We start from the raw sequence: 12094 nt of genomic DNA on the forward strand, positions 1-12094 counted from the left end.
GCGCGAGGAACAGCACCAGCATGGGGAGGGCGAAGCCCTCGTCGGTGAGGTCGCCGCGGCTGCCCACGCAATAGAGGGTGTAGTTGGTCGAGGTGCCCTCGGAGTCGTGGAAGGTGTCCGACACGACCATGGGTTCGGTGTACGGGGGCGAACAGAACAGGGGCGCGGTGAGTTTCGCTTCGCCGGGCCAGATGGCGACGGGGATGACGGTGGTCAGCAACCCGGCGCTGACTCCGGCGGACACTGCCGCCACCAGTGGACGCGGCATCGGCTAGCCCTGTTCCATGCGGAGGAACGCACCGGTGCGGTCGAATTCGACGACCGTTTCCGAGCGCGGCGACGCCACGTTGGCCACGATGCGGATCTCGCTTCCGAAGCGGCTGACCACCAGGACGGTGACCTGACCGTCGGGTAGTCCGCTGCGGCTCAGCGCGGTATCGACCAGGTCTTCCAGCCGCGACAGGCCGGGCACCTCACTGATCACGAAATCCTCGCCGTCGAGGTCGTCGGCGACCGATACCCGGACCGGGCGGGGTGCGCTCAGCGAGCCGAGGGTGAAGGAGTAGTCGTCGAGCTGCCGGGATCGGTCGGGTGGCCGGACCCGCAGGCGGACAGTGGGTTCACGGGCGGTGAGATCGTCGCCGCCGGACAGGAATCGACTGACCTGGGCCGGTTGGTCGTTGAGGACCACCCGGAACCCGGTGGAGTTCGGCGGCGTGAGCAGCAGAACGTTCACCTCGACGTCGGTCGCCCCGAGCCGCCGCTCGAGCGCGGCCACCGCGGCGCTCGGCAACGCGCTCACCAATCCCCCTCCGCGAGCGCGGATCCGGTCTTCGAAGTCCACGCGATCCACCGCCCCGACACACCCGCTGACGGTACCCAGCACGGCGAGGCAGAGGAGGATTCGAAACCATCGGCCACGGCGCACCACCCGAATGCTAAGGGCCGCGCGCGGATCGTGCGCGCGGAGCCCGATCAAGATCCGTGCTGTCCGTGCCCTGCGAGCCTGGCAGACTCGCGGCCATGAGCGAGACTGCCCCGGCGATCAGCGAGACTGCCCCGACCATCACGTGCGGATCCCGCCAACGGCTGCAATCGGATTCGCAGCTGCGCGCCGGGCGGCTCGCCGCGGCGCTCGCGGCGGCCGGGATCGGGCGGGGCGATCGCATCGCGGTCATGGCGCGCAATGACATCGAGTTCCTGGAAACCTCGCTCGCCGCGGCTACCTGCGGCGCGAACCCGGTGCCGATCAACACCCGCTGGCAGGCACCGGAAGTCGCCCATCTGCTCGCGGACGCGAAGGTGAAGCTCGTCGTCGCCCACACCGAGTTCGTTCCGATCGTCGAGACCGCTGCGGCGGCAGCTGCTCTCGACCCCACCATTCTCGAGATCGCCATGTCCGAATCCCTGCTGCACGCCGCCGGACTCGACCCAGTGCTCGGCGACCCGACCGGACGGCATCCGCTGCTGGACGAGTGGATCGATGCCACACCCGCACCTCTCGGCCACGTCGAGGGCGCGATCGCCGACTCCATGGGACTCATCTACACCTCCGGGACCACCGGCCGACCCAAAGGCGTACTGCGGCAGCGAATGACACCGCAGCAACTGCTGTCGATCGCCGGTGCCACCGCCCAGCGCATGGGACTGACCCCGGGCGGGCAGATGCTCGTCGCGGGCCCGCTCTACCACACCAGCCCCAACGCCGTGGCCGTGCTCGCCCTGCGCATGGGCACCAACATCACCATCATGCCGCGCTGGAATGCCGAGGAGTTCCTGCGCCTCATCGCCGAACGTCGTATCCAGCACGCCAAGATCGTCCCCACCATGCTGTCACGGCTGCTGTCGCTGCCTCCGGAAACCAGAGCCCGCTACGACATTTCGAGCCTGACCCACCTCATCCACTCCGCCGCCCCCTGTCCACCGGCGGTCAAACGCGCAGCGATCGACTGGTTCGGCGACGCGCTGTGGGAGTTCTACGGTTGCAGCGAAGCGGGCGCGATCACCTGGATCAGCGCCGCCGAATGGCAACAACACCCCGGCACCGTCGGCCGCCCCTCCGACGGCTCCGCCGTCACGATCACCGCACCCGACGGCACCGAACTCCCACCCGGCCACACCGGCCACGTCTACATCAAGGGCGCGGACTACTGGCCCACGTTCACCTACCTGAACCGCCCCGCCGACCCCAACGGCCCGCTCCCCGGCATGATCACCGTCGGCGACCTGGGCCACCTCGACGAGGACGGCTACCTCCACCTCACCGGCCGCAGCAGCGAGGTGATCATCTCCGGCGGCGTGAACATCTACCCCGCCGAAATCGAAACCGCCATAACCGAACTCCCCCAAGTAGAAGACGTAGCCGTCTTCGCCATCCCCGACCGCGCCTGCGACCTCGGCGAACGCATAGCCGCCCACGTCCTCCCCCGCCCGGACACCACCCTCACCGAGGACGCCATCCGCACCCACCTCACCGGCCGCCTGGCCACCTACAAGATCCCCACCGAAATCCGCATCGTCGACGAACTCCCCCGCGACGACTCGGGAAAGATCTACAAACGCCAACTCCAAGCCGAGTACGTCCACGCCCTTGACAAGTAGTTCAAGATTCCGTAGGCGCCTCTGTAACAGGTGAGTCAGATTCTCCGGTCCGGAAAACACAGCTCCGGTCCGGATGGCGAGCCCGGTCCATACGATTATGAGATGGGGAGACGCTTGAACGATGGGGGCGATGAAGCAGGCGTCGCACGTAAAGCTTTCTCGGCCAGGCTCACCGCGTTGTTCGCGGCGGCAGGCAATCCGACCCTGACCAAAGTCGCCAACGCCGCGGCACTCCGGATGCGCGCCGCGCGACGGCCCGGTCCACGGGAAGAGGCCACACCACAGCGGATCAGCGACTGGCGATCCGGGCGTAATGTGCCTGCGCGGTTCGAATCGTTCGAGCCTGTCATGCTGGCCTTGGTCTCCCTCGTACCCCGGCCCACAGGCGAAAGCACTGCGGCGCTGCTGGATCCATCGATGTGGCGGCAGACCTGGAGGGCCGCATCCGATGAAGCCGACTCTCGAAAGCCTGGCCGAACCCGCGTAGCGGCTGATAGCCGCTCTACCAGGCCGCGTGCGACCGCAGTCCTCAGACGGGATGTGACGGTGCTGGTCGGGCGCGATGACGACCTCGAGCGCATTGCCGAATCGGGACCGTCGAGTTCCATCGTCGTGGTCGACGGCATGGCGGGCGTGGGCAAGACGGCCTTGGTCACCAGGGCGGCCCATCTGCTCCGCCGTCGTTACGAAGATGGCTGCTACTTCGTGGAACTCAACGCCCATGCGCCTGGTCTGCTCGCGGCCAGCGCGTTCGATGTGCTCGGAGTTCTGCTCAACGACGTGGGGATCGACTCTCGAAGTGTTCCGACCACTTTCGAAGGGCGCCGCGACTTTTGGCGCGCCTGGTCCGCCGATCGGCGCGTGCTCCTCGTGCTCGATGACGCGAGCGACGAGCGCCAGATCGAACCACTGCTGCCCTCCGGCGCACGATGCCTCACGTTGATCAGCAGTCGGCGCCGGATGATCGCGCTGGACGGGGCGGTGCACCTCTCGTTGAACTCGTTGGAACCAGTTGCGGCACAACAGTTGTTCTATGTTTGCGCCGGTCGGAAACCCACCGCCGCCGACTCGGCTGCCATCGACGAGATCCTCCGGCTGTGCGGTTACCTGCCGCTGGCCATTGTGCTGGTCGCCGGTCGCCTCGCACACCATCCGGCCTGGAGCATCTCCGGTCTGGCTGCCGAGCTCGTCGTCGCTGAGGATCGACTCGGCGAACTGGAGGCCGGACATCGTGCTGTCCGAGCCGGATTCACCACCTCCTATCTGGACCTGCCCGACGAACAGCGACGTCTGCTTCGCTGGATCGGATCAGCACCCGCAGCCAGTCTCGACGTGTACGCAGCGGCCGCTCTGGCCGACCTCCCTGTGCCAACCGCACGGCGGCAACTGGACGCTTTGTACAGCGCCCATCTGATCGACGAGATCGAAGCCGGACGCTACCGGCTGCACGACTTGCTGCGGGAGTACGCTCGCACACTCGTCGGCGACGATTCGATCGAGTGCCGCGAACAGGCGATAGCCCGTCTGCTCGAGTACTACATGCACGGCGTCGAGACCGCCTGGGCCAACCAATTTCGACCTACCGCTTACCCCCTGCGCGCACTGGCTGATCACGCAGATTTTGCAGGTCCCACGTTCTCGGACCAGAATCAGGCCACTGCTTGGATGCGTGTCGAACGCGCGAATCTGCTCGCCTGCCTGGACTATGCGGAGCTTCGGCGACCGGCGTGGTTCGCAACGATGGTTGAGACGATGTCCGGGTGGCTCGAACGTGAAGGGCCCCGGCCCTTGGCCGAAAAACTTCAGACCCGAGCGATATCGATTGCCGCAGAGCTCGGAGACCACGTCGGTGAAGCCGCCGGGTTGATCAACCTCGGATACACACGATCGCTCACTGGCGACTACCGAACGACAGCAATTCATTATGAGCGCGCGCTGTCCCTCTTCACTGAGGTCGGCGACAAGGTCGGCGAAGCGACCGCGATGCTGAATCTTGGCGCTACAAGCTGGCGAACCGGGCACTACGACGTCTCCATACAGATGTGCACCGCAGCCCTCACACGCTTCCGTGAACTGAGCGACCACTTCCACGAGGCGGTGGCTCTGGTCAATCTCGCGATCGCGTGCTGGCTGGCAGGTGACAGCGAACTGGGAATCGATCTGATCCGCCAAAGCATCCAACTGCGCCGCGAAATCGGCGACACCGCAGGCGAAATTACCGGTCTGACCCTCGTCAGAATGTCACGATGGATTACACGCGAATACGCGCTCATCGCAACCCTTTACGAAGAATTCCTCGAGTTGCATCGGACGACCAGCAGCACTGGCGGTCAAGCGACGTCACTCACCAGTTTGGGGGTTCTCCACGGACGAATGGGTGACTACGCACGGGCGATCGGCTATCTGGAACAAGGGTTGACCCGACATCAGACGATCGTCAGCCGGATCGGTGAGGCATTCACACTGGTCAACCTCGGTATCGTGCATCGACGAATCGGAGAATCAGGTATTGCAGCGGAGTACTACCAGCGCGCCGTGAGGCTCTACCGCGAGTACGGCGATCGAGAAGGCGAAGCCACGGCCCGCCTCTGCATCGGTGTCCTGCACCGTGACGCCGCGCAATTCCAGACTGCGGGCCAACTGTTCGACGAAGCACGGGCCTGCTTCCGTGAACTGGGCAATCGCCACGGTGAATCCGAGGCTCTCAATGAGATCGGCCAACTACTCACCGACACAAGACAATTCAGCGAGGCATTGGAAACCTTCGATGAAGCACTCACGCTGGCCACAACGATTCGCAGTTCGTTCGAGCAAGCTCGTGCCCTGGAGGGAATCGGACGTAGCCGCGCCAGCCAAGGCGACACCGCTGCCGCGGCGGCGTCCTTGCGCGCGGCCGTCGAGATTTTCGAACAGGTCGGCGCCGCTCCGGAAGCAACCAATGCCCGCGCCTGCCTTCATAAGATGTCCGAGACCGCTTGACCACCATCAGTGCCCGACGGGTGCTAACGCCCCGTAGACCTGCCCAGATATGCGAATATGGTTCCGCTACAGCGGGAGGGAGTCATGGCTCAGTTCCTGAGGCCGATCGAAGCGGTGCTGCTCGAATCCGTGGATCCGCGTGGGGGCAGCTTGATCGAAGAGCTTGTCGTGCGGTCGAATCTGGCGCCCGAGGAGGTGCAGCGGACGCTCGCGGCGCTGCAGCGGCGGAGTCTGGTGCGGCTCGACGGGGCCCATTACTCGCTCACCAGGGATGGGGAGCAGGCGCGGTCGGATATGTCGGCGGTCACCGACAGCGGCCGCGGGGCGGATCGGTCGATCTTCGTTCTCGATGACGCCGTGGAGGATTCGGCGAGCAGTTACTCCGAGGCGGAGCTCAATACCGCGCTGGATCGAGAACTCGGGCCGCTGGACCGGACCGACGACGGCGACGACCGCGCATGACCCACCACTCGGCATGGTTCGCGTTGCTGTCCGCCGCGCTCGCGGGGGCCGTCACGCTGTTCGATCTCGATCGCACCTTCGTGACCGGTGGCCAGACGGTGAACCAGGCCGTCCGGTCCTTCTGGTGGTGGGCGTTCATTCTGTTCAACGCGGCGCTCGCGGCGGTGGCGTTCCTGACCCTGCGCAATGCCGACAGTTTCGCGCGGGTCAACTCCTGGGGATTCGCGGTCGCCATCGGCCTGGGTTATCTGGCGCTGATCCGGCTCAAGTTCGCGACCGTGTCCTATCAGGACCGGGAAGTCCCGGTCGGATTGGACGCGTTCTACGAATCCGGCAGGCAATTCGTGTACAAGCGGATCAACGGCAAGCTGAAAGCCAAGCGGGAACGCGACATTCGCGGCCTCGCCGACCGCAATGATCTCAAAGCCTTGGGCAATCAGGTCCGTTCGGACATTCTGCTCGACGATCTGCTCAAACCGGAAGAGAAGAAGACGCGGCTGGCATGGCTGCTGCAGGTCGTGCAGGACACGACCTTCGACGAGGACGCCAAGAAATTGACCTTGGCGATCTACCTGACCACCGGCACGCAGGGCTAATCCGCGCCGCGAGCCACCCGGCACGACAGCCGCTCGGAGAACGTCTCGGTCCAGGCGGCCGACTCCGACTCGTCGGCCGGCTGACGGGAACGCCCGCGCACCCGCGGCACCACACCGTCGCGGCGCACCGACCGGCCCGGCCGCGCTTGCAGCGCCAGCACCCGAATCCCCCAGGACACATAGGCTTCCACGCTCATGCCCGCACACTCGGCGGCATCTTTCAAGGCACGCCAGTCATCCCGGTCCACCGTCACCACCAGATCCTTGCTCGCCATAAGTGAACACGGTAAACCCGTCGGCCGTGAATTACCGGCTACTCGCCCGTATCTTGATTGATCCCTTACTCTTCGGTGCGGCCGGACCGATACCACCGGTGATTCGCGAACTTCCACCCGAAGAGGTTCTGCATGACCGCGCACACGATGATCGAGGCACGCCGGGAAGAACTTTCGTCCCGCGACGCCGACGAGGCCGTCGCCTTCGTCTCCGAGATGTATTCGGACAACGCATTGCGGTTCTGGAATGCCCCGCCGCAGTGCCGGGTTCGCACCAGCGCCGTGATCTGGGGGGAGGTGATCGCCACCGAGATCCGCAGCACGATCGGCTACACCTGCCACATCGCCCCGCTCACCGAGCACATCTATTTCGAGCGGTCGGTGCGCGGGCGGGCGCGGTTACGCGGCGGCGGCCACGACTTCCAACAGCATCGCAACGATCTCGTGGTGTTCCCGTCGGGCGTGCCGATCGTCGCCGACTGCGACAGCCACGACGTCAATCTGCTGCACGTCCCGTACAGCATGCTCACCGATCTGGCCGCCCAGTCCGGAATCGAGCCCCCCGCCTTCCGATTCACCTCGCTCGAACCCCGAGACATACGCAGCCAACGCTTCTGGGGCCGCTTGTTCGATCTCACCCACCACGAACTCACCGACCCCGATTCCCCGGTGCTGACCGAACTCGTGCTCCAGAATCTCACCCGCGCCCTGGCCTCCGCCGCCCTGGCGGTCTTCCCCAACACCACCATGGACCTGCATCTGCAGCCGGGCCCGGGCGCCGTGCCGACCTCGGCCGTGCAACGCGCCGTGGACTACATCCACGCCAACCCCGGCCGCCCGCTCACCGTCGCCGAACTCGCCACCCACGCCGGAACGAGTGTCCGCGCCTTACAGAACGCCTTCCGCACCCACCACGACATGACCCCGCTGGAATACCTGCGCCTGGTCCGCCTCGACCGCGCCCGCGCGGACCTGCAAGCCTCCGAGCCCAGCGACGGCGACACGGTGGCCGGGGTGGCCGCCCGCTGGGGCTTCACCAACCCGGGCCGCTTCGCCCAGGTCTACAAACAGACCTTCGGCCGCTCCCCCAAACACGAACTCCGACGCTGAGCGGTCCGTCCCCTGGCGTGCATGAACGCGGGCGCACGGGGTAGGCGGGAATCATGACCACATCGGATACCTCCCAGGAAACCGGACGGACGCAATCGGATCCGAATACGGAATTGCTGATCTACGCCGTCGCCCCGGCGAATGTCCACTTGGACATGGAGGGCATCGGCCGGCATCCGACGCCGGTCCGCGCCGTCGTGTACGGGCCGATCGCGGCGCTGGTGAGTGAGATCGTGGCCGAGGAGCCACGGGATCGGATCGAGGACGTGCAGGCCTTCGCCCGGCTGGTGGACGAACTGGCCGGCGCCATGCCGATCATCCCGATTCGGTTCGGCGCCACCGCCGCCGACGACAAGGCCGTGAAGACCCAGCTGCTGCAACCCCGCGCCGACTATTTCCATGCGGCGCTGAACGAGCTGTCCGGCCAGGCCGAATACCTGGTGAAGGGCAAATACATCACCGATACCGTGCTGCGGGAGATCCTCGACGAGAACCAGCACGCCGCCGCACTGCGCGAGGACATCATCTCGTCGCCGCCGCACACGGACACCGACGCCCGCATCGACCTCGGCCAAACCGTCAATGCCGCAATGGAAGACAAGCGACGCGTCGACAGCGAGACACTGGTGCGCGCGCTCGTGGCGGTGACCGACCGAATCGTCCTGCGTCCCCCCACCGAGGAGGACGAAATGGCGGAGATCGCCGTACTCATTCCCTTCGGCCAGGAACAAGAGCTGCTGCGCACGGTGAACACCATTGTCGAAGGGTGGCCGCACCGCGTGATCATGCGGATCGTCGGCCCCCTCGCGCCCTGGGATTTCTTCGCCACCGAGCCCGAATCGTCCTGATCGAGACTGGAGTTTCGCAAACCTCCGAACGGGCCGAAAACACGCACTCCAGGACCCCTCCGCCGAGCGACGGGTTCGGCTACTCTACTGTCCGGTCCCCTTCAGTCGACACATCCGGGTCTGGACCGTCTCCGCACCGGAAGCCCTTGGCGCGTAACCGCACTCGTCACTCTTTCCCTCTGTTGGACACTTGCTGCACTACGGAGAGGCGCGATGAACCACGGCATGTTCTCTGACGGCTCCGCAGTATTCGGACGCACAGTTTTCGGACGAACCGGGCAATGGCTGCTGCTCGGCGGCGTCGTGCTGATGCTGGCGCTGGGCACGGGTGCGGGCCCGGCGCGATCGCAGCCCGTCCCGCCCGCGGACGATCCGTTCTACGCCGCGCCCGCCGATATCGCCGATCATGCGCCGGGCTCGATCCTGAACCGTCGCGAGATCTCGATGTTCGGCCTGCCGGTGCGGGTGTCGACCTGGCAGCTGCAATACCGGACCACCGGACCCGGCGGGCGGCCGGTCGCCGCCGTCGCCACCGTGCTGGTCTCCCACACGCCCTGGCCCGGCCCGGGCGCGCGTCCACTGCTGTCGTATCAGGTCGCCGAGGACAGTCTGGGCACGCGCTGCGCCCCGTCGTTCGCGCTGCGCGGCGGCCGCGATTCGGCGATCTCGAGCACGGTGGTCGACACCCCCTTCGTCGTGGACGCGCTGCGCCGCGGCTGGGCCGTGGTCGTCCCCGACTACGAGGGCCCCGAGTCGCGATTCCTCGACGGCGTGAATTCCGGTCGCGCCGTGCTGGACGGCCTGCGCGCCGCCCGGACCTTCGCCCCCGCCGGGCTGAGCACCGCGAGCCCGATCGGCGCCTGGGGCTATTCCGGCGGCGCGTTCGCCACTCTGTGGGCGGCCCAGTTGCGGCACACCTACGCGCCCGAGCTGCCGATCGCCGGGATCACCGCGGGCGGTCTGCCGACCGATATTCCGACGATCGCGCGCAATGCCGACGGCGGTCCGCAAGCGGGACTCAGCATGCTGATCCTGCTGGCGCTGCTGCGCAGCGACCCCGGCACCGAGTTGGCGGCGCTGCTCAACGAACGCGGCCGGGCCGCAATGACTTCCGAGGCCGCCGCCTGCGGCATGGACCTGATAGCGCGCTACGCCGCCACCCACCTCGACGAGTTCGCCCAATCCCCGGGCCTGCTCTCGCACCCGTCGTTCCTGGCGGCCGCGCAGCGCCAGGAGCTCGGCGGCGACGTCCCCGATGTTCCCCTGTACCTCTACCACGGCACCCATGACGAGGTCGTTCCCGTCGCGGGCTTCGACACCCTCCTGCCCCGCTACTGCGGCCCGGAATCGCGAGTGAGCGCACATCATTCCGCGGCCGTCGGCCACAACGGCACCGCCATCGCCGAGGCGCCCGGCGGCATGGCCTTCCTGGCCGACCGATTCGCCGGGGCGCCCCTGGGGCCGGGATGCGCGTCGTCCTGACGCGGTCAACCTATCGGCTCGAGGAACCCGGTCGGCCGATGTGGGGCATGATCCACCGTGCGAAACCCGCTGTGCCCCAGACCAAGAGCAACAGGGCGGCGATGAGGAGCCCGAGCCGCCCGAGATCCGGGTGGACGAGCCAGTTCCAGCCGGGACCCGTCCAGCCCAGCGGCCCGGCCAGCAGGGAGCACAGTTCGATGGTTCCCACGAGCAGGGCGACGACGACCGACAACGCGGTGACCGTGATGTTGTAGTGAATCCTGCGGACCGGCTCGGTGAACGCCCAGCCGTACGCGACGGTCATCAGGACGCCGTCGAGGGTGTCGAGCAATGTCATCCCGGCGGCGAAAAGGACTGGCAGACACAGGATCGCGTACCAGGGCAGGCCCGCCGCGCCCCCGGCACCGGCGAGCACCAGCAGGGCGACCTCGCTGGCGGTGTCGAACCCCAGCCCGAACAACAGTCCGACCGGGAACATCTGCCACGGCCGGGTGATCGACCTCAGCACCGGGGCGAGGATCCGCGCGACGATCCCTCGCTGCGCGAGTTGCCTTTCGACAGCGGAATTTTCGGGTTCCCCGGCGCGGCCACGCCGGTACGCCCGCACGATCCCCACCAGCACGGCGATATTGACGGCCGCGAGGAGATACAGGAACGCGGCCGATACTCCGGTGCCGATCGGTGCCGCGTAGCGGTGCAGGGCGGAGGAGTCGTCGCGCACGGGACCGATGAGGGCGCGCGCCCCGAGCGAGAGCGCCAGCGCGAGACCGAAGACGACCGTCGAATGGCCGAGGGAGAAGAAGAAGCCCACCGATATCGGCCGCTGCCCGTCGTTCATCAGCTTGCGGGTGGTGTTGTCGATGGCGGTGAGGTGATCGGCGTCGAAGGCGTGCCGCAGGCCGAGCAGGTAGGCGGTCACGCCGAGTCCGATCCCGAACGCCCGATCTCCGACCGCGAGGTGCTGCGGTGCGACGAAGACGATCAGCGTCACCCAGCCGAGCGCGTGCAGACCCACGATGACACCGGTCAGGGCGCAGGCGCGAGCGAGACGGGCACGGTCGGGGGCGGGCCGCGCCCGCGAAGAGCGTTGCCGGAGTGGAGGGACGGCCGCGCTCACTCCCGGGCCAGCCGTTCGTTCGTGACCGCGATCTGACGCTCGGTCGAGGCGGTGAGCGTCGCGGCCTGCGCGGGCCGCAACCGCCCGCACAGCCGATCCCAATGCAGCGCGACGACATCACCGATCGCCACGTCCGGCAGCGCGGAGTAGCCGTCGTGCCGGATCGGGATGCGCCGGTTCGCGGGCGTGGACAGGCCCAGAGTCCGCCCGTCCCAGGTCAATCGGCGGCAGCGGACCACCGCGTCGGCCTCGTCACGGTCGATGACGGCCGCCCGGGTGATCCGGCAGCTGTCGAGGATCCGCAGGGCCTGATCGCTGCCCGTGCCGAGCAGCCGCGTCCACGGGTACACGCCGAGCACGTGGAAGCTGTGGTTGGGGGCGGCCTCGGCGGCCAGATCCGGGGTCAGGTGCGACCAGTAGTGCCCCACGCTGGGCCCGATCAGGGCCAGCAGCGCAGCGGCGAACTCCGCCGGATCCAGTCCCGCCCCGACTCCCCCACCGAGCCAATACGATTCGACCAGCCGCCCGTCGAGCGGATCCGCGAGGCCGGTGAGCGCGGCCATCACGCGCAGATACGGCCACGCTCCGGAGAAGCGGGGCGCGGCCGCCCGTACCGCGGCGCTC

Annotated in this window: 12 protein-coding genes; 7 read left to right on the forward strand and 5 right to left on the reverse strand. The window is 67.2% G+C overall.

Annotation, left to right across the window (positions count from 1 at the left end; genetic code table 11):
- Both ACWELQ_RS22085 and ACWELQ_RS22090 read right to left on the reverse strand, forming a co-directional pair.
- Positions 1-268: hypothetical protein (locus ACWELQ_RS22085; protein WP_452398937.1), on the reverse strand; the 268-nt coding region annotated here is incomplete at its 3' end.
- Positions 269-271: 3 nt separating this feature from the next.
- Positions 272-802, reverse strand: a complete 531-nt coding sequence (locus tag ACWELQ_RS22090) for a hypothetical protein (RefSeq protein WP_452398938.1) — start codon at positions 800-802, stop codon at positions 272-274.
- 221 nt (positions 803-1023) lie between these two features.
- Between ACWELQ_RS22090 and ACWELQ_RS22095 the strand changes: the two genes are divergently transcribed.
- The 4 genes from ACWELQ_RS22095 (at position 1024) to ACWELQ_RS22110 (ending at position 6638) form a co-directional block, all read left to right on the forward strand.
- Positions 1024-2601: an AMP-binding protein gene (locus tag ACWELQ_RS22095; protein WP_452398939.1), complete on the forward strand. Its 1578-nt coding sequence runs from the start codon at positions 1024-1026 to the stop codon at positions 2599-2601.
- Positions 2602-2703: 102 nt separating this feature from the next.
- A complete protein-coding gene (locus ACWELQ_RS22100; protein ID WP_452398940.1) occupies positions 2704-5580 on the forward strand; it encodes an ATP-binding protein in 2877 nt (958 codons plus the stop codon).
- 84 nt (positions 5581-5664) lie between these two features.
- On the forward strand, positions 5665-6042 hold the full coding sequence (locus ACWELQ_RS22105) for a hypothetical protein (RefSeq protein ID WP_452398941.1): 378 nt from the start codon (positions 5665-5667) through the stop codon (positions 6040-6042).
- A complete protein-coding gene (locus ACWELQ_RS22110) occupies positions 6039-6638 on the forward strand; it encodes a hypothetical protein (RefSeq protein ID WP_452398942.1) in 600 nt (199 codons plus the stop codon). The genes ACWELQ_RS22105 and ACWELQ_RS22110 overlap by 4 nt, the downstream gene beginning before the upstream one ends.
- Here the strand turns inward: ACWELQ_RS22110 and ACWELQ_RS22115 are convergent.
- On the reverse strand, positions 6635-6913 hold the full coding sequence (locus tag ACWELQ_RS22115) for a hypothetical protein (protein WP_452398943.1): 279 nt from the start codon (positions 6911-6913) through the stop codon (positions 6635-6637). The genes ACWELQ_RS22110 and ACWELQ_RS22115 overlap by 4 nt on opposite strands.
- 132 nt (positions 6914-7045) lie before the next feature.
- Between ACWELQ_RS22115 and ACWELQ_RS22120 the strand changes: the two genes are divergently transcribed.
- From ACWELQ_RS22120 to ACWELQ_RS22130, 3 genes are all read left to right on the forward strand, one after another.
- A complete protein-coding gene (locus ACWELQ_RS22120; RefSeq protein ID WP_452398944.1) occupies positions 7046-8023 on the forward strand; it encodes a helix-turn-helix domain-containing protein in 978 nt (325 codons plus the stop codon).
- Positions 8024-8076: 53 nt separating this feature from the next.
- Positions 8077-8871: a GvpL/GvpF family gas vesicle protein gene (locus ACWELQ_RS22125; protein WP_452398945.1), complete on the forward strand. Its 795-nt coding sequence runs from the start codon at positions 8077-8079 to the stop codon at positions 8869-8871.
- Positions 8872-9084: 213 nt separating this feature from the next.
- Positions 9085-10353, forward strand: a complete 1269-nt coding sequence (locus tag ACWELQ_RS22130) for a lipase family protein (protein WP_452398946.1) — start codon at positions 9085-9087, stop codon at positions 10351-10353.
- A gap of 10 nt (positions 10354-10363) precedes the next feature.
- Here ACWELQ_RS22130 and ACWELQ_RS22135 read toward each other — a convergent pair whose 3' ends face one another.
- Positions 10364-11470, reverse strand: coding sequence for a HoxN/HupN/NixA family nickel/cobalt transporter (locus ACWELQ_RS22135; RefSeq protein ID WP_452398947.1), 1107 nt, complete (start codon positions 11468-11470; stop codon positions 10364-10366).
- The coding region (locus ACWELQ_RS22140) for a DUF6390 family protein (protein WP_452398948.1) at positions 11467-12094 on the reverse strand (628 nt) is incomplete at its 5' end. The genes ACWELQ_RS22140 and ACWELQ_RS22135, both read right to left, overlap by 4 nt.

It is taken from the genome of Nocardia sp. NPDC004722, assembly GCF_053601505.1.

Bases quoted from the DNA above. Each gene is read 5' to 3' on its own strand.
- ACWELQ_RS22125 (WP_452398945.1), top strand. From the start codon at position 8,077: ATGACCACATCGGATACCTCCCAGGAAACCGGACGGACGCAATCGGAT.
- ACWELQ_RS22120 (WP_452398944.1), top strand. From the start codon at position 7,046: ATGACCGCGCACACGATGATCGAGGCACGCCGGGAAGAACTTTCGTCC.
- ACWELQ_RS22095 (WP_452398939.1), top strand. From the start codon at position 1,024: ATGAGCGAGACTGCCCCGGCGATCAGCGAGACTGCCCCGACCATCACG.
- ACWELQ_RS22100 (WP_452398940.1), top strand. From the start codon at position 2,704: ATGGGGAGACGCTTGAACGATGGGGGCGATGAAGCAGGCGTCGCACGT.
- ACWELQ_RS22130 (WP_452398946.1), top strand. From the start codon at position 9,085: ATGAACCACGGCATGTTCTCTGACGGCTCCGCAGTATTCGGACGCACA.
- ACWELQ_RS22105 (WP_452398941.1), top strand. From the start codon at position 5,665: ATGGCTCAGTTCCTGAGGCCGATCGAAGCGGTGCTGCTCGAATCCGTG.
- ACWELQ_RS22115 (WP_452398943.1), bottom strand. From the start codon at position 6,913: ATGGCGAGCAAGGATCTGGTGGTGACGGTGGACCGGGATGACTGGCGT.
- ACWELQ_RS22110 (WP_452398942.1), top strand. From the start codon at position 6,039: ATGACCCACCACTCGGCATGGTTCGCGTTGCTGTCCGCCGCGCTCGCG.